Annotated in this window: 27 protein-coding genes and 1 other annotated feature; all 27 genes read left to right on the plus strand. The window is 36.6% G+C overall.

What is annotated here, in order from left to right; translation table 11 throughout:
- The 27 genes from HCJ50_RS01405 (at nt 1) to HCJ50_RS01530 (ending at nt 26,091) form a co-directional block, all read left to right on the plus strand.
- The gene (locus HCJ50_RS01405; protein ID WP_185395453.1) at nt 1–411 is read left to right on the plus strand and encodes a Mini-ribonuclease 3; all 411 of its coding nucleotides are present in this window, start codon (nt 1–3) and stop codon (nt 409–411) included.
- Entirely contained in the window at nt 411–1,166 is a 756-nt protein-coding gene (gene rlmB / locus HCJ50_RS01410; protein WP_185346896.1) for a 23S rRNA (guanosine(2251)-2'-O)-methyltransferase RlmB, read from the plus strand. Before HCJ50_RS01405 ends, rlmB begins: the two co-directional genes overlap by 1 nt.
- A 2-nt stretch (nt 1,167–1,168) precedes the next feature.
- The gene (locus HCJ50_RS01415) at nt 1,169–1,681 is read left to right on the plus strand and encodes an NYN domain-containing protein (RefSeq protein ID WP_185381471.1); all 513 of its coding nucleotides are present in this window, start codon (nt 1,169–1,171) and stop codon (nt 1,679–1,681) included.
- A gap of 80 nt (nt 1,682–1,761) precedes the next feature.
- The gene (locus tag HCJ50_RS01420) at nt 1,762–2,367 is read left to right on the plus strand and encodes an RNA polymerase factor sigma-70 (protein ID WP_185346892.1); all 606 of its coding nucleotides are present in this window, start codon (nt 1,762–1,764) and stop codon (nt 2,365–2,367) included.
- 102 nt (nt 2,368–2,469) lie between these two features.
- Nucleotides 2,470–2,619 carry a 50S ribosomal protein L33 gene (gene rpmG, locus HCJ50_RS01425; protein WP_003728079.1) on the plus strand — a complete coding sequence of 50 codons (150 nt, stop codon included), beginning with the start codon at nt 2,470–2,472 and terminating at the stop codon, nt 2,617–2,619.
- 19 nt (nt 2,620–2,638) lie between these two features.
- Nucleotides 2,639–2,818, plus strand: coding sequence for a preprotein translocase subunit SecE (gene secE / locus HCJ50_RS01430; RefSeq protein WP_003718333.1), 180 nt, complete (start codon nt 2,639–2,641; stop codon nt 2,816–2,818).
- A 128-nt stretch (nt 2,819–2,946) separates the two neighbouring features.
- Nucleotides 2,947–3,480, plus strand: coding sequence for a transcription termination/antitermination protein NusG (gene nusG / locus HCJ50_RS01435; protein WP_003760101.1), 534 nt, complete (start codon nt 2,947–2,949; stop codon nt 3,478–3,480).
- A 57-nt stretch (nt 3,481–3,537) separates the two neighbouring features.
- Nucleotides 3,538–4,008 carry an Imm63 family immunity protein gene (locus HCJ50_RS01440; RefSeq protein WP_185346890.1) on the plus strand — a complete coding sequence of 157 codons (471 nt, stop codon included), beginning with the start codon at nt 3,538–3,540 and terminating at the stop codon, nt 4,006–4,008.
- 125 nt (nt 4,009–4,133) lie between these two features.
- Nucleotides 4,134–4,559, plus strand: a complete 426-nt coding sequence (gene rplK / locus HCJ50_RS01445; protein WP_003718336.1) for a 50S ribosomal protein L11 — start codon at nt 4,134–4,136, stop codon at nt 4,557–4,559.
- A 39-nt stretch (nt 4,560–4,598) separates the two neighbouring features.
- Nucleotides 4,599–5,288 (plus strand): 50S ribosomal protein L1, encoded by a 690-nt coding sequence (gene rplA, locus HCJ50_RS01450; protein WP_003718337.1) that lies wholly within the window; start codon nt 4,599–4,601, stop codon nt 5,286–5,288.
- A 48-nt stretch (nt 5,289–5,336) separates the two neighbouring features.
- Nucleotides 5,337–5,481 (plus strand) — a sequence feature (ribosomal protein L10 leader region).
- A gap of 55 nt (nt 5,482–5,536) precedes the next feature.
- Entirely contained in the window at nt 5,537–6,037 is a 501-nt protein-coding gene (gene rplJ, locus HCJ50_RS01455) for a 50S ribosomal protein L10 (protein WP_003732833.1), read from the plus strand.
- A 79-nt stretch (nt 6,038–6,116) separates the two neighbouring features.
- On the plus strand, nt 6,117–6,479 hold the full coding sequence (gene rplL, locus HCJ50_RS01460; protein ID WP_003718339.1) for a 50S ribosomal protein L7/L12: 363 nt from the start codon (nt 6,117–6,119) through the stop codon (nt 6,477–6,479).
- Nucleotides 6,480–6,649: 170 nt separating this feature from the next.
- Nucleotides 6,650–7,033, plus strand: coding sequence for a BlaI/MecI/CopY family transcriptional regulator (locus HCJ50_RS01465; RefSeq protein WP_185346888.1), 384 nt, complete (start codon nt 6,650–6,652; stop codon nt 7,031–7,033).
- Entirely contained in the window at nt 7,030–8,064 is a 1,035-nt protein-coding gene (locus HCJ50_RS01470; RefSeq protein ID WP_185346886.1) for a M56 family metallopeptidase, read from the plus strand. Before HCJ50_RS01465 ends, HCJ50_RS01470 begins: the two co-directional genes overlap by 4 nt.
- Before the next feature lie 118 nt (nt 8,065–8,182).
- Nucleotides 8,183–8,845: a DUF1266 domain-containing protein gene (locus tag HCJ50_RS01475; protein WP_185346883.1), complete on the plus strand. Its 663-nt coding sequence runs from the start codon at nt 8,183–8,185 to the stop codon at nt 8,843–8,845.
- Nucleotides 8,846–8,861: 16 nt separating this feature from the next.
- Nucleotides 8,862–9,341 (plus strand): DUF1307 domain-containing protein, encoded by a 480-nt coding sequence (locus HCJ50_RS01480; protein WP_185346881.1) that lies wholly within the window; start codon nt 8,862–8,864, stop codon nt 9,339–9,341.
- A 96-nt stretch (nt 9,342–9,437) separates the two neighbouring features.
- The gene (locus HCJ50_RS01485; RefSeq protein ID WP_185346879.1) at nt 9,438–10,043 is read left to right on the plus strand and encodes a class I SAM-dependent methyltransferase; all 606 of its coding nucleotides are present in this window, start codon (nt 9,438–9,440) and stop codon (nt 10,041–10,043) included.
- 352 nt (nt 10,044–10,395) lie between these two features.
- Nucleotides 10,396–11,574, plus strand: a complete 1,179-nt coding sequence (locus HCJ50_RS01490; protein ID WP_185346877.1) for an RtcB family protein — start codon at nt 10,396–10,398, stop codon at nt 11,572–11,574.
- A gap of 496 nt (nt 11,575–12,070) precedes the next feature.
- A complete protein-coding gene (gene rpoB, locus HCJ50_RS01495) occupies nt 12,071–15,625 on the plus strand; it encodes a DNA-directed RNA polymerase subunit beta (RefSeq protein ID WP_185346868.1) in 3,555 nt (1,184 codons plus the stop codon).
- A gap of 173 nt (nt 15,626–15,798) precedes the next feature.
- A complete protein-coding gene (gene rpoC / locus HCJ50_RS01500) occupies nt 15,799–19,404 on the plus strand; it encodes a DNA-directed RNA polymerase subunit beta' (protein WP_185346866.1) in 3,606 nt (1,201 codons plus the stop codon).
- 74 nt (nt 19,405–19,478) lie between these two features.
- Nucleotides 19,479–20,027, plus strand: a complete 549-nt coding sequence (locus HCJ50_RS01505; RefSeq protein WP_185346864.1) for an HAD family hydrolase — start codon at nt 19,479–19,481, stop codon at nt 20,025–20,027.
- Between the two features lie 79 nt (nt 20,028–20,106).
- Nucleotides 20,107–21,567: a glycoside hydrolase family 1 protein gene (locus tag HCJ50_RS01510; protein ID WP_185346862.1), complete on the plus strand. Its 1,461-nt coding sequence runs from the start codon at nt 20,107–20,109 to the stop codon at nt 21,565–21,567.
- 190 nt (nt 21,568–21,757) lie between these two features.
- Nucleotides 21,758–22,201, plus strand: a complete 444-nt coding sequence (locus HCJ50_RS01515; RefSeq protein ID WP_185346860.1) for a hypothetical protein — start codon at nt 21,758–21,760, stop codon at nt 22,199–22,201.
- 48 nt (nt 22,202–22,249) lie between these two features.
- Entirely contained in the window at nt 22,250–23,173 is a 924-nt protein-coding gene (locus tag HCJ50_RS15690) for an ATP-binding cassette domain-containing protein (RefSeq protein ID WP_260443044.1), read from the plus strand.
- Nucleotides 23,173–23,928 carry a hypothetical protein gene (locus HCJ50_RS15695; protein ID WP_260443043.1) on the plus strand — a complete coding sequence of 252 codons (756 nt, stop codon included), beginning with the start codon at nt 23,173–23,175 and terminating at the stop codon, nt 23,926–23,928. Before HCJ50_RS15690 ends, HCJ50_RS15695 begins: the two co-directional genes overlap by 1 nt.
- Nucleotides 23,925–25,703, plus strand: coding sequence for an ATP-binding cassette domain-containing protein (locus HCJ50_RS01525; protein ID WP_185346858.1), 1,779 nt, complete (start codon nt 23,925–23,927; stop codon nt 25,701–25,703). The genes HCJ50_RS15695 and HCJ50_RS01525 overlap by 4 nt, the downstream gene beginning before the upstream one ends.
- A complete protein-coding gene (locus HCJ50_RS01530; protein ID WP_185346850.1) occupies nt 25,684–26,091 on the plus strand; it encodes a hypothetical protein in 408 nt (135 codons plus the stop codon). Before HCJ50_RS01525 ends, HCJ50_RS01530 begins: the two co-directional genes overlap by 20 nt.
- The last annotated feature ends 24 nt before the right edge of the window (nt 26,092–26,115 follow it).

The following is a 26,115-nucleotide window of genomic DNA, read 5'->3' on the forward strand; positions in this document are numbered from 1 at the left end:
ATGGCGGAAGTAAAAGAATACAAACAACTTAATGGTCTCGCACTTGCTTATATGGGTGATGCTGTTTATGAAAAATTTATCCGTGAATATTTGCTGGCTGCCGGTAAAACAAAACCTAATCAACTGCACAAAACAGCCACTAAATTTGTATCTGCTAAAGGGCAAGCAGTGGCGCTTAAAAAAATGATGGCGGATGATTTCTTAACAGAAGAGGAGACAGCGATTGCTAAACGGGGAAGAAATGCCAAGTCCTACACTGTTCCAAAAAATACGGATCCAGCAACATACAGCATGTCTACATCATTCGAGGCAGTGCTAGGGTATCTTTATTTAGCGGGAGAACTTGATAGGCTGCAAGAATGGATGGAAAAGGCACTTGAAATAGTAGAAAAAGGAGTGGAAAATAGCTAATGGAACAAGAAAATGAGCAAGAGTGGATTGGTGGTAGAAACCCGGTTCTTGAAGTATTGCGTTCAGATAGAGATATTCATAAAATTTACGTACAAGAAGGCACGCAAAAAGGTGTTTTAAAACAAGTTTTAACCCTAGCAAAAGAGCGTAAAATCCAAGTGCAATTTGTACCAAAACAAAAAATTGAAAAAGTGGTTAGTGGTTCACATCAAGGCGTCGCGGCACAAGTCGCAGCCTATCAATATGCAGAATTAGATGACTTATTTAATGCTGCCGAAGCAAAAGGGGAAATGCCGTTTTTTATTATCCTTGATGAGTTAGAAGACCCGCATAATTTAGGGTCAATCATGCGTACAGCCGATTCTGTTGGAGCACATGGTATCATTATTCCGAAAAGACGCGCGGTTGGATTAACCCAGACAGTGGCAAAAGCAAGTACGGGTGCAATGGAATATGTCCCTGTTGTTCGGGTAACAAATATGGTGCGTACAATGGAAGAATTACAAAAACGAGGCTTATGGATTTTTGGTACAGATGCAAAAGGAAGTAGCGATTATCGGACTATGGATGTGGATATGCCGCTTGCGATTGTTATTGGCAGTGAAGGATTTGGAATGAGTCGTTTAGTTAGAGAAAAATGTGATTTCCTTGTTCATTTACCAATGCGTGGAAAAGTTACATCGTTAAATGCTTCCGTAGCAGCTAGTTTGTTACTTTATGAAGTTTACAGGAAACGTTTCCCTTTGGAGAAATAAAGATGAAACAAATTCTACTTGTTGATGGATATAATGTGATTGGTGCTTGGCCAGAGTTAAGCTACCTAAAAGAACGCGATTTGGAAGCTGCACGAGATAAACTTATCGAGTGGATGGCTGAATATCAAAGCTATACGGGCTATCGAGTCGTTGTTGTTTTTGATGCGCAATTCGTTCGGAAAGTGAAGCGAAAAAGTATTAAACACCAAGTTGAAGTCGTTTTTACACAGGAAGATGAAACAGCAGACGAATTTATTGAACAAAAGGCTATCGAGTGGAAAGATGCTAGAACGCAAATTATAGTAGCTACGTCTGATTATACAGAACAGTGGGCGATTTTTGGTCAAGGAGCACTACGAATTTCTTCCCGAGAATTACTTTTTGAAATTCAAGAAATGAGCAAAAAAATCGGTCAAAAAATTAAACGAATTCAAGAGAAAATGCCAAAGTCAAACCTAGATATAGATTCTGATGTTATTTTGCAACTTGAAAAATGGCGAAGAGGCGAAGAATAAAGGATTGACGGCAAGTTTTTAGCTATGTATAATAAAGCAACCCCAGAAGAAATCCTGTTGAAAAGGAGCCGAGTAGCTTAGTGGATAATTCAGTGAATCAAGAAGAAATGACAGTGCTTGAACAAGCTAGAAGCGGTGATACAGATGCGTTAGAATATTTTTTTAGTAAATATCAATCAGTTATCTACTGGAAATCAACGCAATATTTTTTGCAAGGTGCAGAGCGAGACGACTTAATTCAAGAAGCGATGATTGGGTTATTTAAAGCGATTCGTGATTATGACCAAACCAAAGAAGCCTCTTTTCGTTCTTTTGCGGAAATGTGCATTAATAGGCAGCTTCTTTCAGCAGTAAAGCGAGCATCAAGGCAGAAGAATATTCCACTTAATAATTCTGTTTCGCTTGATACGCCCATGGCTGAAGATGATGTAGATTGGACTTTGCTTGATGTTATTTCCGAAAGAGCAGCCGAGACCCCTGAAGATTTCCTTATCAAAAATGAAGGATTAACCCATGTAGCTCGAAAATTAGAAGAAGTAACAAGTGAATTTGAAAAACAAGTTTTAAAACAATATTTAGAAGGAAAAAGTTATCAAGAAATGGCAATTTTTTTCAATAAAAAAGAAAAAGCGATTGATAATGCTTTACAACGAGTGAAAAAGAAAATGATGAAGCAGTTTGACTAAAAAACAATTGACTAGAAATAAGGCAAGTGTTATATTTATATGGATGAAATGTGCCTATTTTTTGGCATGGCATATTTAATGATTGCGGAGTTGAGATAATTTATGAAGAAGAAAACATCCCTTGCTTGTTCTGAGTGTGGTTCGAGAAACTATACGGTGAATGTTAGCGGGACGCAGAAAGAGACTCGCTTAGAAGTGAAAAAATTCTGTCGACACTGCAATAAACATACATTACATCGAGAAACAAAATAGACGATATGGAGGTTTTGATATGTCTGCAATAGCAAGATTCTTTCGGAACGTTTCATCCGAAATGCATAAGGTTACATGGCCAACAAGAAAAGAACTTTTAACATACACAGTAACAGTGGTTATTACAGTGATTTTATTTGCATTATTCTTTATGTTCATTGACTTTGGGATTGAACAATTAATTAAACTTATAATGTAGTGCTAGAAATTTTATAAAGAAAATGGTATACTATTACTTGAGACAAAACCCGTACATCTTTCGGGTTTTTTATTTTGGATTACACTAAAAGGAGGATGGCGGCAAAATAGGATGCAGCCAAACAAACAATGGAAAAAAATTGGTATGTAGTTCATACTTACTCCGGTTATGAAAATAAAGTTAAAGCAAACTTAGAAAAACGTGTAGAATCAATGGGCATGTCAGATAAAATCTTCCGTGTTATCGTACCTGAAGAAGAAGAAACAGAAGTGAAAAACGGTAAAACCAAAACAATTAAACGCAAAGTCTTTCCTGGGTATGTACTTGTTGAGATTGTGATGACAGATGACTCTTGGTATGTCGTGCGTAATACACCAGGTGTTACTGGGTTTGTTGGTTCATCGGGTTCTGGTTCCAAACCAACACCATTACTTCCAGAAGAAGCGGATCGTATTTTGAAAAGCATGGGCATGGTCGAAAAACGTGCTGAAGCTGACTTTGAAATTGGAGAAACTGTTATGGTCAAAGAAGGACCGTTTGCAGACTTCTCTGGTAAAGTAGACGAAATGGACAACGACAAAGGTAAAGCGAAAGTTATGGTAAACATGTTCGGTCGTGAAACTCCAGTCGAAGTAGATTTCAACCAAATCGAAAAATTATAAGTTTAACAACCTCTACGGGCAATCGTGGGGGTTGTTTTCATAAAAAGGAGGAGTAAAATGACGCATGCAAAAGAAATTTATTTAGAATTGAAAAGAGAAGCGGAATTTTTCAATCTCGATTTTCCGTTATACTTAGGGGATGGCCCAGGTGCCGGGGAACTTTGTATGGACTTTAATGAAGAAGAGGGTTATATGCTCTATGGCTATGAACGAGGAAGTCGCTATAGTGAATTTAAAACAATGGATTTGGCGGAATTTAGATATGAAGTTTTTCTGCACCTTTGCTGGTATATGGGAATGGAATTTGAGTTACGGAACCGAAAAGAAGATATAAAACGTGATGATAATATTCTTGAAACGGACACGCGAAAAGTTGCTTTTGAAAAAACGTTACAATTATTGAACACGGTTAATCCAGCATGGCTAGATAAAGCTTCCGAGGGATATACAGCTTACTTAAATCTTTGGCGAAAAAAGCAAAATGTTTACTTTGATAAAGAAGTAATGGAATTTAAAGTCGGTTTATAAAAAATCTTGCAACTGATTGCTTATAATGGTATCATATATAAGTACGTTTTTGACGTATGTTTTAACGTGGGAGGGGAAATATCAGCCCCATGCAACCACATCACGGACTTAAGGAGGTATGTCTCGTGGCAAAAAAAGTGATTAAAGAAGTTAAGCTTCAAATTCCAGCAGGTAAAGCAAATCCTGCACCACCAGTTGGACCTGCATTGGGTCAAGCTGGCGTAAACATCATGGGATTCTGTAAAGAGTTTAATGCTCGCACAGCCGATCAAGCTGGTCTTATTATTCCTGTTGTGATCACTGTATTTGAAGACCGTTCGTTTACGTTCATCACTAAAACTCCACCAGCAGCTGTATTACTTAAAAAAGCAGCAAAAGTGGAAAAAGGATCCGGTGAACCAAACAAAACAAAAGTTGCATCTGTAACTCGCGCTCAAGTACAGGAAATTGCTGAAACTAAAATGCCAGACCTTAACGCTGCAAATGTTGAATCTGCAATGCTAATGGTTGAAGGTACTGCACGTTCTATGGGTATCACTATCCAAGACTAATCGTGTGTTTCACAATTTGACAATTAAGGAGGAAAAGAAATGGCTAAGAAAGGCAAAAAGTATCAAGATGCTTTAAAACAAATTGATGCAAATAAAGTTTACACTGCAGAAGAAGCAGTAGAACTTGCTAAAAAAATTGACTTCGCTAAATTCGATGCAACTGTTGAAGTAGCATTCCGTCTTGGCGTTGACCCTAAAAAAGCGGACCAACAAATCCGTGGTGCTGTTGTATTACCAAACGGTACTGGTAAAACTCAACGTGTATTAGTATTCGCAAAAGGTGAAAAAGCAAAAGAAGCTGAGGCTGCTGGAGCTGATTACGTTGGTGAATCTGAATTCGTTGAAAAAATCAACCAAGGTTGGTTTGACTTTGACGTTATCGTTGCAACACCTGATATGATGGGTGAAGTTGGTAAATTAGGCCGTGTCCTTGGACCAAAAGGTTTAATGCCAAACCCTAAAACTGGTACTGTAACAATGGACGTAACTAAAGCAGTTAACGAAATTAAAGCTGGTAAAGTAGAATATCGTGTTGATAAAGCTGGTAATGTCCACGCTGCAATCGGTAAAGTATCTTTTGATGCTGCTAAACTAGTAGAAAACTTCCGTACTGTAAATGACGTTCTTCAAAAAGCAAAACCTGCTGCTGCGAAAGGTACTTACGTGAAAAATCTTTCCGTAACAACTACTTTCGGGCCTGGAATCCAAGTTGACCCAGCAAGCTTATAAAATTTAACTTGACCAGCCGCTTGTCATTTGATAAGATAGGCTAGTTGAAACAATCAAATATCCTTACCGTAGACAGTTGGTGCGTGTATCGCTTAAATTTGCCACCCGAGGGATTACTTTTAGAGTGTGCGTCCGCGTGCATTTTATAAAAAACCTCTGGCGTCTACGGTGCTAGAGGTTTTTTGTTGCTGATGAAACGGAACTAGTGTCTGTTTAATTAGATTTAATTGTTGGACGGAGGTGGAAAAATGAGTAAAGTTCTTGAAGCTAAACAAAGTGCAGTAGAAGAAATTAAAACAAAATTATCAGCTAGTGCGTCTACAGTAATTGTTGATTACCGCGGCTTAAACGTTGGCGAAATCACTGACTTACGTAAACAATTGCGTGATGCTGGTATTGAATTTAAAGTCTACAAAAACTCACTAACTCGCCGTGCTGTTGAAGCTAACGGTTACGAAGGTTTAGAAGGAGCTCTAACTGGTCCTAACGCAATCGCATTCAGTAATGAAGACGTAGTTGCGCCTGCGAAAATCCTTAACGATTTCGCTAAAGATCATGAAGCACTAGAAATCAAAGCCGGTGTTATTGAAGGTAAAGTTGCTTCTCTTGAAGAAATTAAAGCACTTGCAACACTTCCATCACGCGAAGGATTGCTATCTATGCTTTGCAACGTACTTCAAGCTCCAGTTCGCGGTCTTGCTATCGCTACTAAAGCTGTTGCTGACCAAAAAGAAGGACAAGAAGCGTAATCTGTTCTACCTAGGGGAAACCCTACAAACAAATCTCGGTTAAATCCGAAAAAATTATATTAATTGGAGGAATTTCAAAATGGCTTTAAACATTGAAGAAATCATTGCTTCCGTAAAAGAAGCATCTGTATTAGAACTAAACGATTTAGTAAAAGCAATCGAAGAAGAATTTGGCGTAACTGCTGCTGCTCCTGTAGCTGTAGCTGCTGCTGGTGGCGCTGCTGCTGAGCAAACTGAATTCACTGTAGAACTAGCTTCTGCTGGCGAATCTAAAATCAAAGTTATCAAAGTGGTACGTGAAATCACTGGTCTTGGCTTAAAAGAAGCTAAAGAATTAGTTGATAACGCTCCTAAAGCTCTTAAAGAAGGCGTAACTAAAGAAGAAGCAGAAGAACTTAAAGCTAAACTTGAAGAAGTTGGCGCTAACGTAGAAGTTAAATAATTTTGGACGGGACCTTAGGATTTCTAAGGTCTCTTTTTTTAATATCACTAAAGGATTGACTTAAAAGGAAACAATGGGTATTTTCCTTCTCAAAAGTCTTTTTTTTATTGTCTTTTAACCAGATTACATGCTAGTATAAAGAAAGGAATAGTTTTCTGGAGGGCTTAAAAATGTCGATTAAATCTATATCGAAATCTGAATTTGAGATTATGAAAGTTATATGGGATTTTGGGAGAGCTGTTCAGTATGCGGATGTAGCTGATAAGTTAACTGAAAAAGATTTCTCTTGGAAGAAAAATACCGTTCTTACTTTTTTGACTAGACTAGTGGAAAAAAAGCTGCTTCGTGTTAAAAAAATTGGTCGTAAAAATGAATATTATGCACTTGTGAGTGAAAGTGAGTATTTAAGCCAACAGACGGAAAACTTTTTAGAGGATATTTATGAAGGCGATGTGAAAGGATTAATTACAAATCTTGTGCAAAAAGATCTAATTACAGCCGATGAAATAGATGACTTACAACAATATTGGAAAAGGATGAAATCAACTGAATGAATGAACTTCTTAAGATTATTTTATCAATGGCGTTGACATCACTAGTATTAATACCGTTTGTTTGGGGATTTAGTAAAATCTTCCATCGGTTTTTAAGTAAACAAAAAATATATTATTTATGGCTCGTTGTCTTTTTCTTTTTGACAGTGCCTTTTTCGCTGTTTTTCCTGAATTCTGATAAAAATAGTGACTTTATGTGGCTAAACAGAACTGGATTTGAAGGGGTAACTTCCATTGTGATGGATGGAAACGGTGTTGTTTTAGAGCGAGATTTCAAAATCACTTTTTGGATGACGATACTAGATTATTTATGGTTAATATGGCTAGTTGTTTTCCTGCTGATTTTTATTTACCGAATTGCTTCTTATCGAAATTTTAAAAAATATGTTTTTTCTGGTGCGCAAAAAGTAGAAGACATCAAGCAATTAGATATGCTAGCTGAAATTTTAGAAAGTCTAAATATAAAAAATCCTGTAGAATTACTGATTAATCCACTTATCTCATCACCTATTTTTTTAGGTTTTAAAAAACAAGTGATTGTTCTACCTGATAAACCTTTTTCCGAAAAAGAATTACAGCATATTTTCAGGCATGAGTTAGTGCATTGTAAACGTAAAGATATGTTTTACGTTTGGCTTGTCCAGTTTTATACATCTGTATATTGGTTTAACCCGTTAATGTATTTGATGAATAAGCGGATTCAAAAAGATCGTGAACTTGCTTGTGATGAAGTGGTTTTAAAGATGGTGCCGGAAAAAGAGTATTTTACTTACGGGGATACGCTGCTTTCTTCGCTTGCTAAATCTGGGAACTATAAAGAACCAGCTGTATCAGTTGCACTTCATGAAAATGCAAAAGCGCTTAAGGAAAGACTTGCGTTTATTGCAAGCTACCAAAAAAATACCAAACCAATTCACTTTATTTTCCTAGCCTTCCTTATAATTGCTTGTAGTATAGGGGTTTTCTTTAGTGCAGTACAAGCAGAAGTCCTTATTAAAGAAAAACAAAAAGGTATCGTAATTGGTAAATAGTAAAAGCTTCTCTCGGTTGTTTGAGAGAAGTTTTTTTATTTAAGGTATTGACACCAAAGACTACACGATGTAGAATTAAAAAGTGTTAAAATTTCATTGAAAAAGGTGGCTTGAATAAATGCTTTGGGGGAATAAAATTGTTACACTAAAAGAGTTCAGTCAATTTAATACATTTTCAGCAGATAGAGAAAAACTTCTTTGTATAGGTGCTGCTACTACAAAGTGTAAATATAAAACCGAACTAAAATTAAGTGGGTCGAATAAAATGCTTAAACTTTATTATCCGCATAATGTTGCTGCAAGAGTGTTAGAATATTGGTTGCCAACGTTTGGTATAAATGATTCTTGTTCTGCGTTTGAGATAATTTCTGAGAGGATTAGATTGAATGACTATTATGGTGTAGTATCCGCTGGAAATGCATCGAGTGTTGTTCGTGAAATTACTAAAACGTGTCATAAAAATACTTATGATGAAGCGAGCCTTTTAGCAACTGCTGAAAAAATTAAAACGTATGGAGCTTTTGATTTGGAAAAGCTAGGCTATTTGATACGTGTTTGTTTTTCGGTGGACTTGCTCAGTGAGAAGCAAACATGGAATTTTTTAGAAGAACTATGGGAAGCAGCGGTTTTACACTTTGACAACTGGGATGATTACATCGTTAGTTTCGTCAATGGGCAAGTAGGTTTAGGAACCATTTGGTATAGCGATACACTTGTTTCTTATGTACAATTAAAAAAAGATCCAGCAAGTTTATTAAATACATACCAACTAAAAAATTGATAAAGGGAGATTGATTATGAAGAAAATTTTAAGTTTAGTGAGCGTTTTATTATTAGCAATTATTGTGACAGCGTGTGGAAAAGATGCGAGTGAAGAAAAAGTTGAAAAAGATACTTATGTAGCTGAAATTCAAGGAGCGCAATTAGAAGCGACATTTTCTCATGTGGGTGATAACTTAAGAAAAGTAGAGCAAAAAATGGTATATCCAATGTCTTATCTTGGTTACGAAGATGGTGAAAAATTGGATGATGCTACAAAAAAACAACTTACAGAACAAGTGGAGTCACAGTATTCAGAGTACAAAGATGGCGAAGGAACATCATTGGAAACAGAGTTCACTGATAATGGGCTTGAAATGACAATGGCTGTTGATTTATACAAAGCTGATAAAACAGCAATTAGCTCACTTATTGGCGGCGGAACAGACGATCCTAAAAATATTAGTTATAAAGATACTATAGCGGATTTTGAATCTCAAGGTTTCAAGAAAAAATAATCCTAAAACACATTAATAACCATTTTCCTTTTAGTGCTATTTTACAATGAATATTTATGCTAAAATAGCTAGAGATATGAAAGGAAGGTGCGGTTAATGGCGAACAATCATTACTACACTAATGACGAAAACTTAAAACATAATCGTAAAACATGGCAAACAATGTTAAGCGGTTTTAAGATGCAATTTACAAGCGATAACGGTGTATTTTCAAAAAATACTATTGATTTTGGCTCGCGAGTACTAATTGAATCTTTTTCATTAGAGGTAACATCTGGGAAAATTTTGGATGTAGGTTGTGGCTACGGGCCAATGGGGCTAACGGTAGCAAAAGCATTTCCAACAAGCCAAGTTGATTTAGTAGATGTGAATTTACGGGCGCTTGAGCTAGCTAAGGAAAATGCAAAATTAAACCAAGTCGCAAATGTCCGTGTATATGAGAGTTCTGTTTATGAAAGTGTAAAAGATGAAGATTATCAAGCAATAATCAGCAATCCACCTATCCGTGCAGGGAAGCAAGTAGTTCACGCGATTTTAGAAGGAGCATATACGCACCTTAAAACGGGCGGAGAACTATGGATTGTTATTCAAAAGAAACAGGGTGGGCCATCTGCAAAAGCTAAAATGGAAACTGTTTTTGGGAATGTAGAGCAAGTTACTAAGGGAAAAGGATATTTTATTTTCAAAAGTATAAAAGAATGAAGTTGTGTAAAGCTTGATAATATGCTAATATAAACACATATTTAACTGAGAAAGGACTGAGGAATATGCTAAGAATGATAAATTTACTAGAAATAAATAACCAATCAAGAATTAAGATAATAGGTAATTTTTTAATGTTCGCGCATGTTAATTCCGCGTCTTTTCAAGGTAATGTTCGTTAAAATTTTCGCCCTTCAATCTTTCTTGGTTGAGGGGCTTTTTTAATACCTAAAAATAAACTTGAAAGAAGTGATTAACATGGTAGGAGAACTCAGGAGTAAAATAATTAGCTAGCAAGAGAAGTGAGCTAAAAGGTTTCATTTCTCTATTAAATAGAAAATGAGGAATAGAAATGCTAACATTAAAAGGGAAATATAACGAGGCAAAAGTTTTTACAGATAATCTAGATGAAAGTACAATTGGGCAAATTATAACAATTTGCAATCAATCATTCGCTAAGGAAAGTAAAATTCGCGTTATGCCAGATACACATCGGGGGCATGGTTGCGTTATTGGGACGACCATGACGATTCAAGATAAGATAGTCCCAAATTTGGTTGGAGTTGACATTGGTTGCGGACTGCATGTGGTGAAAATTAAATCAGGTAAACTAAAAATGAATTTTGAAAAACTGGATAAAACAATCCGTAATCGAATTCCTTCTGGACATAGCACGCATGATAAAGCGATTGCTGCGTTTGATTTAGAAAACGTTATTGCGCCTATTCACCAAGGTTGGGCATCCCGAAGTATCGGTACACTTGGAGGCGGTAATCATTTTATTGAAGTGAACCAAGGGGAAGACGGGATTTACCTTGTGATTCATAGTGGAAGCCGAATCTTAGGAAAAGAGATTGCAGAATATCATCAAGAAATTGCTTATCAAAAATTAAGCGAGTTACGTAAAGAATTCAAAATTAGTGCTGCTGATGCAAAAAAACGGGGGTATTTAGAAGAGGCGGCGCGATGGAATGATGAGCGAGAGTTAATCAAATTACCATACGATTTATCTTATGTGACACAATCAGATTTAGATAACTATTTAGCTGATATGGAAATAGCGCAGAGGTTTGCAGCGTACAATCGTTCCGTGATGGCAGAGAGCATTTTGAAAGCAATGAAATGGGATAAAGCGGTAGTTTCATCATTTGACTGTGTGCATAACTACATTGACCTTGAAAATATGATGTTACGTAAAGGGGCGACATCCGCTCAGCTAGGAGAACAAATCATTGTGCCGCTGAACATGCGTGATGGCAGTATCCTAGCTACAGGAAAAGGAAATGCTGATTGGAACAATTCTGCGCCGCATGGAGCAGGACGGATTTTAAGTCGCTCTAAAGCAAAAGCGCAAATCAGTTTGGAAAGCTATCAAGAATCTATGAAAAACGTTTGGACTACATCGGTTTCTAAAAAGACATTGGATGAAGCGCCCAAAGCCTACAAATCTGCCAAACAGTTACTTGCAGACGTAGAAGATACGATGGAAATTCAAGAAATAATCAAGCCTTTATATAATTTTAAAGGTTAATAAAAAGAAGCGGCAAATATTATACCATGCCGCTTCTTATTTTTCTAGAAAAACATTTGACATAGGTAGAGAAATGTTGTATTATAGTATAATGCCAAAAGAATCTATACCGTTTTTTTGCGTGGATTTTTATTTCAAAATATGACAAAAAATGAAGCGTTTGCGCGGTTTTTGGTGCTATAAATAAACATGAATGTGGTTTTCAGAAATATATAATGAAATCCGCTTTCTTTTTGTCTAAAGCAGCAATTTTTTCTTTTTGAAGTTCCACTTGATTTCGCTTAGGTTTTATCTAATTGCTTTTATGCGAATTAGATGTACACAAGGTAGCAGGAAACTTTTGATGAACGCTGTTTAAGGTTGATGATATGTATGGATATACTTGCGTTAGACCAGTCAAACTTAAACATCGGGTGCGGGGGGTTCCACTGTTTTTGTGCCTAAAAAAGAAATCAGTGTGCTTATAAATTTTTAATTAATTTGAGGGGTGAATAGTTTGTCAGGACATTCAGGACATGATGTAAAATATGGACGGCATCGTACGCGTAGAAGTTTTGCGCGAATCAGTGAAGTACTTGAATTACCAAACTTAATTGAAATTCAAACAGCTTCCTACCAATGGTTCTTAGATGAAGGACTACGTGAGATGTTCCGCGATATTTCGCCAATTGAGGATTTTGCGGGTAATTTATCTTTAGAATTCATTGATTACGATCTTGGAGAGCCGAAATATTCGGTAGAAGAATCTAAGAACCGTGATGCAAACTATGCGGCTCCACTACGCGTGAAGTTGCGCCTAATCAACAAAGAAACCGGCGAAGTTAAAGACCAAGAAGTATTTATGGGAGATTTCCCACTAATGACTGAAATGGGTACGTTCATTATTAATGGGGCAGAACGTGTTATCGTTTCCCAATTAGTTCGTTCTCCAGGTGTATACTTCAATGGAAAACTCGACAAAAATGGTAAAAAAGGCTTTGGTTCTACTGTCATCCCTAACCGTGGGGCTTGGCTTGAGTATGAAACAGATGCTAAAGACGTAGTACATGTTCGTATCGACCGTACACGTAAATTACCAGTAACTGTTTTACTTCGTGCATTAGGCTTTGGTTCCGATCAAGAAATTATTGATTTAATCGGGGACAATGACTATTTACGTAACACACTTGAAAAAGACAATACTGATAACGCTGAAAAAGCACTTCTAGAAATTTACGAAAGATTACGTCCTGGTGAGCCACCAACAGTAGATAACGCTAGAAGCTTACTAGTTTCTCGTTTCTTTGATCCAAAGCGCTATGACCTTGCAAGCGTTGGACGTTATAAAATCAACAAAAAATTACATCTAAAAAACCGTCTATTCAATCAAACATTAGCAGAAACTTTAGTAGACCCAGAAACTGGCGAAATTATTGCTTCTAAAGGTGATATTTTGGATCGTCGTAATTTAGATCAAATTATTCCTAATTTAGAAAACGGTGTAGGTTTCCGCACACTTCGTCCAACAGACGGTGTTATGGAAGATAGCGTACTCGTTCAATCTATTAAAATCTATGCACCAAATGATGAAGAAAAAGAAATCAATATCATTGGGAATGCATATATAGAAGAAAACGTAAAACACATCACGCCTTCTGATATTATTTCATCCATTAGCTACTTCTTTAACTTGCTACATGGTGTTGGCGATACAGATGATATCGATCACTTAGGTAATCGTCGTCTTCGTTCTGTAGGTGAGCTTTTACAAAACCAATTCCGTATCGGTTTATCCCGTATGGAACGTGTGGTTCGTGAACGTATGTCTATTCAAGATATGACAACAATTACACCACAACAATTGATCAACATTCGTCCAGTAGTTGCATCTATTAAAGAATTCTTTGGTAGCTCACAATTATCTCAGTTTATGGATCAAACAAATCCACTTGGCGAACTTACGCATAAACGTCGTCTTTCAGCGCTTGGACCTGGTGGTTTGACGCGTGAACGTGCTGGTTATGAAGTACGTGACGTGCATTATTCTCACTACGGTCGTATGTGTCCGATTGAAACGCCAGAGGGACCAAATATTGGATTGATTAACTCCCTTTCTTCCTTTGCGAAAGTAAATAAATTCGGCTTTATCGAAACTCCTTATCGCCGCGTAGACCCTGAAACAAACCGCGTTACAGATAAAATTGATTATCTTACTGCCGATGAAGAGGATAATTACGTGGTAGCGCAAGCAAACTCGAAATTAGACGAACAAGGTACTTTCACAGAAGAAGAAGTTATGGCTCGTTTCCGTTCAGAAAACTTAGCAGTAGAAAAAGAACGGATTGACTACATGGATGTATCACCTAAACAGGTTGTATCTGTTGCGACAGCATGTATTCCGTTCCTTGAAAATGATGATAGTAACCGTGCGTTAATGGGAGCGAACATGCAACGTCAAGCAGTTCCTCTTATGCACCCTGAAGCTCCATTTGTTGGAACAGGTATGGAACACGTATCTGCAAAAGACTCTGGTGCTGCTGTAACTGCCAAACATGACGGTATTGTAGAACACGTTGAAGCTCGCGAAATCTGGGTTCGTCGTGTATCTCTAGTGGATGGCAAAGAAGTAACTGGCGGGATTGATAAATATACTTTACGTAAATTTGTTCGTTCTAACCAAGGTACTTGTTATAACCAACGTCCAAACGTAGCAGAAGGTGACCGCGTTGTTAAAGGAGAAATCCTTGGTAACGGTCCATCAATGGATTCCGGTGAACTTGCTCTTGGTCGTAACGTACTAGTTGCGTTCATGACTTGGGACGGTTATAACTACGAGGATGCGATCATCATGAGTGAACGTCTTGTAAAAGATGACGTTTATACTTCGATTCATATTGAAGAATTTGAATCAGAAGCTCGTGATACAAAACTCGGACCTGAAGAAATGACTCGTGATATTCCGAATGTTGGGGAAGATGCTTTACGCGACCTTGATGAACGTGGAATTATCCGTGTTGGTGCTGAAGTAAAAGACAACGATCTTCTTGTTGGTAAAGTTACACCAAAAGGAGTGACGGAACTAACTGCAGAAGAACGTTTATTACACGCTATTTTTGGTGAAAAAGCACGTGAAGTTCGTGATACTTCATTACGTGTACCACATGGCGGTGGCGGAATCGTGCTTGACGTGAAAATCTTTACACGTGAAGCTGGAGACGAACTACCACCAGGCGTAAACCAATTAGTACGTGTTTATATTGTACAAAAACGTAAAATCCACGAAGGCGATAAAATGGCTGGACGTCATGGTAATAAAGGGGTTATCTCCCGTATTTTACCAGAAGAAGATATGCCATTTATGCCAGACGGAACACCAGTTGACATCATGCTTAACCCACTAGGTGTACCATCTCGTATGAATATCGGACAAGTTCTTGAATTACACTTAGGTATGGCAGCTCGTGCTTTAGGAATTCACGTTGCAACTCCAGTATTTGATGGAGCGAATGAAGAAGATGTATGGAGCACAGTAGCAGAAGCTGGTATGGCCCGCGATGCGAAAACAGTTCTTTACGACGGTCGTTCTGGAGAAGCATTTGATAACCGTATCTCTGTTGGTGTAATGTATATGATCAAACTTGCCCACATGGTTGATGATAAATTACATGCACGTTCAACAGGACCTTACTCCCTAGTAACACAACAACCGCTTGGAGGTAAAGCGCAATTCGGTGGACAACGTTTTGGTGAAATGGAAGTATGGGCACTAGAAGCTTATGGTGCTGCATATACCCTTCAAGAAATCCTAACGATTAAATCCGATGACGTGGTTGGTCGTGTGAAAACTTACGAAGCGATTGTTAAAGGCGAAAGCGTTCCAGAACCTGGTGTGCCAGAATCCTTCAAAGTACTCATCAAAGAGCTTCAAAGTCTTGGAATGGATGTTAAAATGCTTTCCGCAGATGAAGAAGAAATCGAGATGCGTGACATGGATGATGATGACTTTACTAATCAAAATGATGCCTTCAATATCGTACAACCGGAAAACGCAGCCGCTGAAAAGACTGAGTAATTCGGTTCGATAATTGAGACTCCAAAACAATAAGAAACAATGATTTGTTTTTTGCAAAATATAAAATTAAGCAATCGCTAAGACTTTTCTTAAAAAAGTCGAGGAAGTGAGTAGGATTGCCTACTCACTTCCTAAAAAGCGAATGCTCCAAACTAATTTAGGAGGTTGGGCACTTGTTAGATGTTAATAATTTTGAGTATATGAAAATCGGTCTGGCATCTCCAGATAAAATTCGTTCATGGTCTCATGGTGAAGTAAAAAAACCTGAGACCATCAACTACAGAACGCTTAAACCTGAACGTGACGGCTTATTCTGTGAAAGAATTTTTGGACCAATGAAAGACTGGGAATGTTCTTGTGGTAAATACAAACGTGTTCGCTATAAAGGCGTAGTTTGTGACCGTTGTGGAGTAGAAGTAACGAAATCAAAAGTGCGCCGTGAACGTATGGGCCACATTGAACTCGCAGCTCCTGTATCCCACATTTGGTACTTCAAAGGTATTCCAAGCCGTATGGGTCTTGTTATGGACATGTCTCCACGTGCGTTAGAAGAAGTTATCTACTTTGCATCCTACGTGGTTACAGAACCAGGCGATACCCCACTAGAGAAGAAACAACTTTTATCTGAACGTGAATACCGCGTTTATCGCGAAAAATATGGTAAAGGTTTCTCCGCTGGTATGGGCGCAGAAGCAATCAAAAAAATCTTAGCCGATATCGATTTAGAAAAAGAAACAAATGATTTAAAAGAAGAACTAAAATCTGCACAAGGTCAACGTCGTACTCGTGCAATTCGTCGCTTAGAAGTTATGGAAGCTTTCCGTAATTCCGGCAACAACCCTAGCTGGATGGTACTTGACGTGCTACCAGTTATCCCACCAGAAATTCGTCCAATGGTACAACTTGAAGGTGGCCGTTTTGCAACAAGTGATTTAAATGACTTATATCGTCGAGTAATCAACCGGAACAACCGTTTGAAACGTCTACTTGATTTAGGTGCACCAAACATTATCGTCCAAAATGAAAAACGGATGTTACAAGAAGCTGTTGATGCTCTAATTGACAATGGTCGTCGTGGTCGTCCAGTAACTGGTCCGGGTAATCGTCCGCTTAAATCCCTTTCTCATATGCTTAAAGGGAAGCAAGGTCGTTTCCGCCAAAACTTACTAGGTAAACGTGTTGACTATTCTGGTCGTTCCGTTATCGTTGTTGGACCTAACTTAAAAATGTACCAATGTGGTCTTCCAAAAGAAATGGCGCTTGAATTATTCAAACCATTTGTAATGAAAGAGCTTGTTGGACGCGGTTTAGCACACAACATTAAGAGTGCTAAACGTAAAATTGAACGTATGTCACCAGAAATCTGGGATGTATTAGAAGAAGTTATCCGTGAACATCCGGTACTACTTAACCGGGCGCCTACACTTCACAGACTTGGTATTCAAGCATTTGAACCAACACTAGTGGAAGGTCGCGCAATTCGTCTTCACCCTCTTGTATGTACAGCTTACAACGCTGACTTTGATGGTGACCAAATGGCGGTTCACGTTCCTTTATCCGCAGAAGCACAAGCAGAAGCGCGTATTTTAATGCTTGCCGCTCAAAACATTTTGAACCCTAAAGATGGTAAACCAGTTGTAACTCCTTCCCAAGATATGGTGCTAGGTAACTACTACCTTACTTTAGAACGTGAAAATGCTGTTGGCGAAGGTACTATCTTCAAAGACATCAATGAAGCACAACTTGCATATCAAAACGGTTATGTACACTTACATTCACGTATTGCTGTATTTGCCGGTTCGATTCCAAATGAACGTTTCACTGATGAACAACGTAACCAATTATTAATTACGACAGTTGGTAAATTGATTTTCAATACAATTTTACCGAAATCGTTCCCTTATATTAATGAACCAACGAAATTCAACTTAGAAATCGAAACACCAGCGAAATATTTCGTTGATACAACAACGGATGTTCGTGCTCATATTGCGGCACAAGAACTAATCGATCCATTCAAGAAGAAAATCCTCGGTAACATAATCGCGGAAGTCTTCAAGAAATTCCATATTACCGAAACTTCAAAAATGCTTGACCGTATGAAAGATCTTGGTTTTAAGATCTCAACTAAGGCCGGCATGACAGTAGGTATTGCGGATATCTTAACATTGGAAGAAAAACATGAAATTCTTGAAAAAGCACATGATACAGTTGAAAAAATCACTAAATCATTCCGTCGTGGTTTGATTACAGATGATGAAAGATACGAACGTGTTATTGCTGTATGGAATGCTGCCAAAGACGAAATCCAAGGAAAACTGATTTTGAGTTTGGATCGCTTAAATCCAATCTTCATGATGCAAGATTCCGGAGCTCGTGGTAACATTTCCAACTTTACGCAGCTTGCAGGTATGCGTGGACTGATGGCCGATCCATCCGGACGTATTGTAGAATTACCAATTACATCTAACTTCCGTGAAGGTTTAACGGTCTTAGAGTACTTCATTTCTACCCATGGTGCGCGTAAAGGTCTTACCGATACAGCCCTTAAAACTGCCGATTCTGGTTACCTTACTCGTCGTCTTGTTGACGTGGCTCAAGATGTTATCATTCGTGAAGACGATTGTGGCACTGACCGCGGTCTTACAATTAAGGCTATTCGTGAAGGTACTGAAATCATCGAACCACTGGAAGAACGTCTGGAAGGTCGTTATTCTCGTAAAACAATTCGTCACCCAGAAACAAAAGAAGTTATTGCACGTGAAAACGACTTAATCACGGAAGCAATTGCAACTCAAATCGTTGAGGCTGGAATTGAAGAAGTAACCATTCGTTCGGCATTTACTTGTAATACTAAACACGGTGTATGTAAAAAATGTTATGGTAAAAACTTGGCAACTGGTACAGAAGTCGAAGTTGGGGAAGCAGTTGGTATCATCGCTGCCCAATCTATCGGGGAACCAGGAACTCAGCTTACTATGCGTACTTTCCATACAGGTGGGGTTGCCGGAGATGATATCACGCAAGGTCTTCCACGTATTCAAGAAATCTTTGAAGCACGTAATCCGAAAGGGCAAGCTATCATCACTGAAGTTGGTGGAGAAGTTGTTTCTATCGAAGAAGGTCGTGATCGTCAACAAGAAATCACTATTCAAGGTACAGATGACCGTCGTTCTTACAACATTCCTTATACTGCTCGTTTACGTGTAGAAGAAGGAAGTATTGTTGAACGTGGGGAAGCTCTAACAGAAGGTTCTGTTGATCCTAAAGCCTTGATTCGTGTTCGTGACGTTTTATCCGTTCAAGAATATCTACTTGCAGAAGTACAAAAAGTTTACCGGATGCAAGGGGTAGAAATTGGCGATAAACACGTTGAAGTAATGGTTCGTCAAATGTTACGTAAAATCCGTGTAATGGATACTGGGGATACAAGTATCTTACCAGGTACATTAATGGATATTCATACGTTTACAGAAGCCAACCGCGAAGCTATCTTAAGTGGTAGCCAACCTGCAACAGGTCGTCCAGTTCTTCTAGGGATTACAAAAGCTTCCCTTGAAACGGATTCCTTCTTGTCTGCTGCATCATTCCAAGAAACAACTCGTGTCTTGACAGATGCTGCAATCAAAGGAAAACGTGACGAACTTCTAGGACTTAAAGAAAATGTTATCCTAGGTAAACTTGTTCCAGCTGGTACAGGTATTGGTCGTTACCGCAAACTGAAATCTGAAGTTATTAAAGAAACTGCTGAAGTAACTGACGAAATCACAAATATTTAATTCCAAAAAGCCAAGTGTGCCGTTCGCGCGCACTTGGCTTTTTTTGTTATACTTTAAAAAAGGAGTGAAGTGAAATGATTACACATGTTATTTGGGATATGGGTGAGACACTCAATACCGTACCAAACACAAGGTATGACCACGAGCCTCTTGATACTTACCCAGAAGTTATTTTGCGAAAAGATGCCCATGAAACACTTGAGAAAGTTAAACAATTAGGACTAAAACAAGCTATTTTAAGTAATACGGCAACAAGTGACACCGAAGTTATAAAACGAGTCTTGAAGAATTTTGGTATTTTGGATTTCTTTGATTTTATCTATGCATCCAATTCAGAATTACAACCAGGAAAAATGGAAAAACCAGATAAAACTATTTTTGATTACACATTAAAAAATTTAAATATTGAAGCATCTCAAGCTGTTATGATTGGAAATACCTTTGAAAGTGATATTATTGGAGCAAATCGAGCAGGAATACACGCAATTTGGCTGCAAAACCCAGAAGTTTGTATTCAAGAAGAACGCTTGCCCATTGTAACCCCACCTTTTATTTTGCCAGTTTGGGATTTAAAGGATATACCAGAGGCTCTTCAGCTTATAAAAAAAGTTACCAATCGCTAAAAGTTTTCGCTTGACCTGTAATGCATTACAGAGGTTAAACTAAAAAAGTAGAAGAAATTAGCCGGAAGGGGCGAACAAAATGACTGAAGTGAAAAAACAATTTCCAAATGGATTTTTATGGGGTGGAGCTACTGCTGCAAACCAAGTTGAAGGCGCTTACGATGTTGATGGGAAAGGCCTTTCTACAGCGGATATGGTTAGATTTATTCCCAAAGAAGAACGAACACAAGATCATGCACTAGATGTTTCTAGAGAAGAAATCGAAGCAATTGTTGCTGGTAAATTAGAAGGAAGATTCCCGAAACGTGATGGTGTGGATTTCTATCATCATTATAAAGAAGATATCGCATTATTTGCCGAAATGGGCTTTAAAACTTTCCGCCTATCAATAAACTGGGCTCGTATTTTCCCAAATGGCGATGATAAAGAACCAAATGAAAAAGGTCTTGCTTTTTATGATAGTGTGTTTGATGAATTATTGAAATACAATATCGAACCTTTAGTAACACTTTCTCACTATGAAACACCATTAAATCTAACTTTGAAATATAATGGTTGGGCGGATCGTCGAGTTATTGGCTTTTTCACCAACTATGCGGAAACAGTCTTTAAACGCTATAAAAACAAAGTAAAATATTGGCTTACGTTTAACGAAATTAATGTTATTTCTCTTAGCGCATATACTGGTGGTGGGGTACTTTTAGAGGAAGAAAAAAATCCATTAGAAGTTTCTTATCAAGCGGCGCATCATCAATTTGTGGCGAGCGCACTTGCTACAAAATTAGCACATGAAATTATTCCAGAAGTACAAGTTGGGTGTATGCTTGCTCGTATGGCGACATATCCTGCGACAAATAATCCTGATGATATTTTAAAAGCACAATATGAAAACCAACAAAATCTATTTTTCACAGATGTTCATGCTCGCGGGGAATATCCAAGCTTCATGAATCGCTTCTTCCAAGAAAATGACATCAACATCGTAAAAGAAGTTGGTGACGACGAAATCTTAAAAGCACACACAGTTGATTTCATCTCATTCAGCTATTATATGTCATTGTCTGCAACTGCTAGCCCAGAAGGAGATCGATCTGCTGGAAACTTAATGGGTGGCGTGAAAAACGAATACCTTGAGTCATCCGATTGGGGCTGGCAAATTGACCCTAAAGGATTGCGCTGGACTCTAAATGATCTTTACAGTCGTTATGAATTACCACTTTTCATTGTGGAAAATGGTTTGGGCGCATACGATACTGTGGAAGCGGATGGGAAAGTTCATGATGATTACCGAATTGACTACTTACGCAAGCATATTGAACAAATGAAAGAAGCCATTGCTGACGGCGTAGACTTAATTGGTTACACAAGTTGGGGACCAATCGACTTAGTTAGCGCATCCACCAGCGAAATGTCAAAACGCTACGGCTTCATTTACGTAGACCAAGACGACTGGGGCAAAGGAACACTAGAACGCTCAAGAAAAGACTCTTTCTTCTGGTATAAAAAAGTGATTGAAACCAATGGGGAAGATTTAGATTAATATTAGAAACAGCCTTGATTGATCGAGGCTGTTTTTTTATCGTTTTCAGTGTCAAAAGGTGAAATATTTTAATAAATAACAAAAAAATTAAAAATAATCTGTGAAATCACTGAATTTGTATTGAGTTTCACAATGTTATATGATACAATCCCTTTGATGATTGAAGAGCGAACTAACGGGAGGAAACAACATGAAAAACACACGTGTAGCATGGACAATTATTATTGCAGTAGCAGGCTTAATTATTTCTATAATTAGTCTTTCTGCAACAATGACACAAAATAGATATAATGTTCGAGGAGTAGATGCTAGCTATACTTGGAAAAGTACTTTTCAAAAAAATCAATCAGTTTGTGCAATAGCTACGACGAAACATTGGACAAAAGGTAATGTGAAGTATGGTGTAAATCAAACTTCTGGAACTGCTAAGACAAAATATAGTATCTTTAGCAAAAAAAATAATAATAATTATACTTTGACATATAATAATGGATATACGTCGAAAAATAAAACATACTATGGTCCTTTTAATGCTCATTATGCAAACGGAAAAGACAAGTATGCGTATAAATTGCAGAAGAAAAATAATACTAATGTGAAATCACAACTTTATGTAGATTTATTCGTAATGTAATAACAACTATGCTCTTCATTCATCTAGAAAAGAAAAGGATAAACTAATATGAATATAACTAAAAACGGAATATACATAATCGTTGGTGCAAACGGAGCAGGAAAAACAACATTAGCAAAAAATATACTATCAGCTAACAGAAATATTTGCTGCATGATGAAACAAGATGATAGCCAAATATTAGAGCATGAGCCAGTTTTGACGAATATTACGATGAATGAGATTTCGGAAAAACGGGTTATCGATTTCTTGAAAGAGCATCAGTTAGACTATTTATTAACTAAAAAATCTAAATTTTTAAGTGGCGGTGAAAAAAGATTAGTTAATATTTTGAAAGTAGTTTTATCAAATCAAGAAGTATTGATACTGGACGAGCCATCTAATGATTTAGATATTGATGTGTTTGCAAAAGCAAAAAACATTATCTATCAGGCAGCAAAGTCAAAAATAGTCCTGTTAATCACACACGATGATCGTTTCACAAAATTCGATAAAAAATTAGAAATTACAAAAAATAAAATTTATGATACAACTGAAAAACAATTTGTAGATGAAATTTATTTTAAAAAGGAAAGCCCAAGCGAACGAACCATCAAAATAAAACCTAGAAAAACGTATTTCTTATATATTTTTTATTTATTATGCATGACGATTTTCGCTGTTTTTTTAGTGAACTTATTAGTAGCAAATAACGAAGAGATAAAGCCTACAAGTAAGAAAGGGACATATCAACTCGCAACACTCTACAGCATGGCTGCTTCTTCATACAACAGTACGGAAGCTATTAATACAATGCTTATACAATCCGCGACTAAATGGAATAAAACGGAATATTTTAATGAGGAAACTCGAGTTAATGAGGATGAGTATTATGAAGAAGCGATAGACTTGAAAAAGGATACTTATCAAGAATTAATCTATTTAGAGTTGTATAATCCAGAAACAAGAGAATTTATGATATCAAAGAATTAATGATGGAATATTTACGTAACAATTTAAAACTGAAAGAAGGCGTAGAATTTATTAGTGATGATGAACTCTACTACGAAAATAGTAAGACTCCATCTTTCTATGTACCAAATAATGTAATTTTAACAGAAGAGAAAATGTCCCAAATAAAGGCGTTGGGCTATAAAATTCAACATAGCAAGACTTTGCAACCAAATCAAATAGAAGTAGATTTTAATTCCACCGTATATTCGGAATTTTTGGGAAAAATCAATCAACAGGACACGTTGGTTACAGAAGTTCGTATTAAGCTAAAAGAAAAAGATTCATTTTTTAATTTTTTAGAAGAAAATAAATTATACGCTAAAAAAATGTTTGTTAAAGGCTATGAACCCGAGTTATTAAATGCGGATGTCAATCAGTACAATAATGCAGTCACGTTAATAAAAAAAGTAGTCCTTTTTATTGGCTTACTATTAATATTGCAATTAATTTTACTATTTATGTATGAGGTTAGTTTTAAAAATAGTTATAGTACGTTAGCATATTATGGTTACAATAAAAAAGAGCTACTTCAATTTAGAAAAAAAGTATATCTAACTACAAAATTCAAAGTCTTCTCCATTATTAGTACGTTCCTTTATATTTTAATGATGTGGGTATTTATCCATTCGCTTATTATTATAGTAATTATTGGCGTGACAACTCTATTCTACGTATTTGCGTATATTATCATCCCGTTAACTATTAAATACAACATCAGAAAGGTAATCCTATGACTAAAACAAATAAATTTAGTATTTTTTCTATCAAAAAACCAGGAATATATACCATTACCGGAAGTAACGGAAGTGGAAAAACAACTTTTATTGAAAACGAATTAAAGGGAAATACTGTAAAAGCAAAAAATGTAGCTTATTTTGCGCAAAAAAACTGGAAATATAAAATAACGGTAGAGAAATATTTGCGCTTTCCAGAAATAAATCATGAGTTAGTAAAGAAGTACTGTGAGGCATTGTCTATTGATAGTTATTGCTTAGATAAAGATATTCAATCATTAAGTGGTGGAGAATTTGTTAAAGTAGAGTTAGTTAGAACACTATCTTTAGACACTCCAATACTTGTTTTTGATGAGCCAACTAATAATTTAGACAATGGTTCCACGGAGATACTAGCTAACATCTTAAGCGAATTATCCAAAACGAAAATAATCTACTTAGTGAGCCATGACACACGCCTCGAACACTTATTTGATAAAACGATTCTTATAAATAAATCAGATGTAGAAGTTTCGGCTTTACTTGAATTAGAAAATAGTAGCATACCAATAAAGGAAAAGAATGTAGTAGCAAATGGGAAAATGATTACTTATTTAGTAACATCAAAATTTAATTTCTTGATGCTGGCTTTTATTGTTGTATTAACTATCTTACTAACTAATATTGTCTCCAATATTATTGCGAGCTCGGTTCCGATTGAAGACGATCTGGCAAGTGATTATAATTTCGAATTATTGGATATTGCGGAGAATTATTCCAGATATTTTGCTATTGAAATGACGGATAGTGAATTAGAAAACAAATTCCAAGAACCTAATTCTCTCTCTGCAAATGAGTTAATAGAACTGCAAAATAAAAAATATATGGAGAAAATCTATGTTGTTGATGATAGTTATATAAATGAGCTAGCTTTAGATAAATCTAAGTTCGAAGTTCTTGCGCTTCCGGAAATAATTACTGGTTCTCCTAATTATATAAATGCTTTCCCAGTCACTAAACTGCATCTAGTCAAAGGTCGTTTGCCAAAAGATGATGCTAAAGAAATTGCACTATCTTATGCACAGATTAAAAAATATTTTAATGATAATGTAAGTGAAGAATCGGCAATAGGGGGAAAAGTGGAATTTAAAGACGATTCTTATGAAATTGTTGGTATTGTTAACGCTCCAGTAGCGGCGATTTCTTACTCAAGTCAAATGCAGCAATATGGTGCGGTGGAGGTTACAGATAACTCTTCTGAAACACTAAACAATATTTTGTTACAACTTGAAAAGCAAGATTATGATGATCCTAATTTCTCCATTATTTCCATGAAACTAGCCAGTAAAAACCAACATGAACTATTAGATTATTTAAAAGATCATGGACCAAGCTATCAATATGCATCAAATTATGTAGATAGTGCTTTGCAATTATCCTTCTACAAACAAAACTTAACAAAAATCATCCTTATAACAGTACTTTTCTCTCTCATAGTAGTTGCATTAATGTTCATCTTTGGGAGAAAATCATTTAGTTTAATCAATGGATTTTTGAATGATATGTCCAATTTGAATTTTAGACCTAAAAAGAATAAGCGATTTATTTATTTAATAATGTTTTTAGACTTTTTGGTGTGTATGCCAGCATGTTTAATAACAAGTCGACTTATTATAGAAGACAATATAGGGATGTTAATGATTTTACCAACACTAGTAATTTCATTAATTATTTTCATGCTTACCTTGCTACTAATGAGTTACCAGGATAAAAAGAATGATTTTAGAAATCTATAAAAGTTGGGTTGTTGTGCTCGTATTGCACGAATTAACACATATATTCTTTGTGATTCTTTTCAAAGGAAAATTAGATAAAGTAATTATTGGAAACTTTATTTTCCTTCGTATCAAAAAAGTGGCTATTTCGCCGATTATTATCAATTGTTCGGTGTCATTTGAAGAGGATAAAAATTGGGGTTTGGGAAAACAAGCGTTGATTTTACTAATGCCAGCTGTCGTTAACTTAACAATGGGGATCTTTGTTGGGTACAATTTTATCTTCATAAAAATTTTCAGCTTATTTATTGGTATAAATTCATTGCTACCAATTCCTTACTTACAAACAGACGGTTTTCTCATGTTTGAAGAACTTAAAAAATTTTATAAAAATCGTAAAAAAGGCTAGTGGGAAGTTTGCTAGCCTTTTTTA

It is taken from the genome of Listeria immobilis (assembly GCF_014322765.1).
In the GTDB taxonomy this organism is placed as follows: domain Bacteria; phylum Bacillota; class Bacilli; order Lactobacillales; family Listeriaceae; genus Listeria; species Listeria immobilis.